Source organism: Nitrospira sp. BLG_2, from assembly GCF_049222245.1.
In genome coordinates, this window is sequence record NZ_JBLYIG010000335.1 from 1 (window position 1) to 2,456 (window position 2,456).

Below are 2,456 nucleotides of genomic sequence, written 5' to 3' on the forward strand. Positions count from 1 at the left end.
AGAAACGGAAAGATGCCCTTCCTGTAGTCGATCTTCGCCTCTCGGAGTTCCTCCTCCGTCTTTCCGACCGAGGCGATCTCGGGGTACGTATAGACTACACTGGGAATTGCCTCATAGTGCACATGGCCATAGCCGCCTGCAAGCGTTTCCACACAGGCGATTCCCTCTTCCGATGCCTTGTGGGCGAGCATCGGGCCTCGAATGACATCGCCGATGGCATAGATTCCGGTTGCGCTCGTGCCGAAGTGCTCGTCCACGGAGATGCGGCCTTGCTCGTCAAGCGTGATGCCGACGGTCTCCAGTCCAAGGTTCGTCGTCACCGGGATGCGCCCCACGGCCACCAACACACGATCACACCGGATGGGCTCGGCACCTTCGCACTCCACAATACAGTGATGGCCCTCCACCTGCGCCCCCATCACGCGTCTGCCGAGGTGAAAGTCGAGGCCCTGCCGTTCAAGCATCCGTTTCGCCTCGGCGGCGATCTCCACGTCCATCCCCGAAAGGATGCGATCCAGATACTCGACGACCGTGACTTTGGCGCCGAGCCGGCACCACACGGACCCGAGTTCGAGGCCGATATATCCCGCTCCAATGATTACGAGATGATCCGGCACGTCGGGATAGCCGAGCGCCTCGGTGCTGGTGCCGATGCGGTCGCCATCAAGCCTGACTCCAGGCAGATTCGCCGGCGCGCTACCGGTCGCAATCAAAATCCGGCGGGCCTTCAGAGCCACGGTTTCCTTGCCGGTCTCGACAATGACCGCCCCGGGCCCCGAGATGCGCCCGTGCCCAACGTACCGAGTGATCTTGTGCTTCCGGAAGAGACCGTCAACGCCTTTCGTGAGACGCTCCACAATCTCGTTTTTCCGTCCCAGCATGGCCCCAAGGTCGAGCGTCACGCCCGCAAGTCGAATGCCGTGCGCCCCGAAGTCACTGGTCTCACCCTCCCGACCCCGGCGCGCCAAGACGCGCCGTTCCGCTGGCTTGGCAACGGAGAAGAGCTCGCTCGACTCGAGAAGCGCCTTGCTCGGGATGCATCCCACACGGAGACAGGTTCCGCCGAGCGCGGGTTCTCGCTCCACGCAGGCCACGTTCATCCCAAGTTGGGCAGCCCGGATGGCGGCGACATAGCCTCCAGGACCGGCGCCGATGATGATCAAATCATGCTCGTCCTGAGCAGCCATCTTTTAGCTCCTTTTCACCGGAATGCGCTCCTTAACCAACCTAACCTTCCTCTAAATCTCCAAGAGAATGCGGGCGGGTTCTTCGATACAGGCTTTGATGTGCTTGAGAAACGTCACCGCCTCGCGGCCGTCCACGATCCGATGATCATACGTGAGGGCCACGTACATCATGGGCCGGAGCACGATCTGCCCGTCCCGAGCCACGGGTCGATCCTGAATCACATGAAGTCCAAGGATCCCGCTCTGAGGGGGATTGACGATCGGCGTCGATAGCAGCGAGCCATACACTCCACCGTTCGAGATCGTGAAGGTTCCCCCCTGCAATTCTTCCAACGTGAGCCGATTGGCCTGCGCGCGGCGAGCGAAATCGGCGATAGCGGTCTCGATTTCGGCAAAGCTCAGGCGCTCGGCGTTCCGCAACACCGGCACCACCAGGCCGCGCCCGCTGCCGATCGCGATCGCGATATCATAATAGTGGCGATACACGATCTCCGCGCCTCGGATCTCGGCGTTCAGCTCCGGAATCAGCTTGAGCGCCTCGATCACCGCTTTCACGAAGAAAGACATGAGGCCGAGCTTCACCGTGTAACGCTGCTGGAAGCTCTCTTGAAGCTGATGTCTTAAGGCCGTCACTCCCGTCATGTCGATCTCGTTGAACGTCGTGAGCAGGGCGGCAGTCTGTTGGGCCTGTACAAGCCGCTCGGCGACGCGGCGCCGGAGCAGGCTCATCGGCACCGCTTCTTCATCGCGGCTGCTCATCGGCTGACGCTGTGCGGACCTAGGCGGAGCAACCTCCGCTTCGGAAACCGTCTCGACCGCAGAGGCGGATGCTTGGGACGGATGCTCTTCCAGACGACGAAGGACGTCTTCTTTGAGCACTCTGCCGCCGGGTCCGGTCGGTGTCAGCTCCTCGACGTTGAGCCGGTGCTCGTTCAAAAGCCGGCGGGCGGCCGGCATCACTCGCGCCGTATCGGGCATCGAGACCGACTGTGGCTTGGAGGCCGGTGTGCTTGCGGGTGTCTCGGCGGAAGTCGCCGGGGTTGTCGCATCTTTCGGAACCGCTGCCTCATCCAGGTACGCGATCACTTCGCCGACGCGGGCCATCTCGCCCTTCTTCTTGAGCACCTTGACGAGAACGCCCGACACGGGCGCGGGCAAGTCGAGTGAGGTCTTCTCCGTCTCGAGCGCGACGATCGGCTCATCTTGGAGGACGACCTCACCCGGCGATTTCAACCACTCGTCTATCTGGACCTCGGTAATTGATTCCCC

2 protein-coding genes are annotated in these 2,456 nt (G+C 61.9%); both read right to left on the bottom strand.

Going from position 1 to position 2,456, the window contains the following annotated elements; translation table 11 throughout:
• The coding region (lpdA, locus tag ACOSYY_RS09245) for a dihydrolipoyl dehydrogenase (RefSeq protein WP_421661980.1) at window positions 1-1,187 on the bottom strand (1,187 nt) is incomplete at its 3' end.
• 51 nt (window positions 1,188-1,238) lie between these two features.
• Window positions 1,239-2,456 (bottom strand): 2-oxoglutarate dehydrogenase complex dihydrolipoyllysine-residue succinyltransferase (odhB, locus tag ACOSYY_RS09250; RefSeq protein WP_421661981.1); only part of this gene is annotated, 1,218 nt, incomplete at its 5' end.